Source organism: Streptomyces sp. MK7, from assembly GCF_032658145.1.
GTDB lineage: Bacteria > Actinomycetota > Actinomycetes > Streptomycetales > Streptomycetaceae > Streptomyces > Streptomyces spiralis.
Map to the genome: position 1 here is coordinate 1 of NZ_JAVACL010000166.1, position 393 is coordinate 393.

A 393-nucleotide genomic window follows, 5' to 3' on the forward strand; every position below is an offset into this window, starting at 1 on the left:
GCACCCCGCGCTGCACCATCTGCGCAACTTGCGCTTCCACCACGCCGACAACGATGCCGTGCTCGTCTACAGCAAGAGCACCGGCCCGGACACGGTCGTCGTGGTCGTCAATCTCGACCCGCACCACACCCAGGAGGCGACGGTCTCGTTGGACATGCCGCACCTCGGCCTGGACGGACACGCGTCCACGTCGGTGCTCGACGAACTGACGGGTGAGGCCTACCACTGGGGCAGGACCAACTACGTGCGACTCGATCCCGGCCGCGGTCCCGCGCACGTGCTCCATGTCCAGCGATCGTCCACCTCGCCGCAGATCGGAGGGCCTCCCGCGCCATGACTGTCAATGAGCCCGTCCCGGACATCTTCGAGGACGCCCCGGCCAGGGACCGGGAT

Annotated in this window: 1 protein-coding gene; it reads left to right on the forward strand. The window is 67.9% G+C overall.

Going from position 1 to position 393, the window contains the following annotated elements:
* Nucleotides 1-337: alpha-glucosidase C-terminal domain-containing protein (locus tag R2S09_RS40320; protein ID WP_306193251.1), on the forward strand; the 337-nt coding region annotated here is incomplete at its 5' end.
* Nucleotides 338-393: the final 56 nt, after the last annotated feature.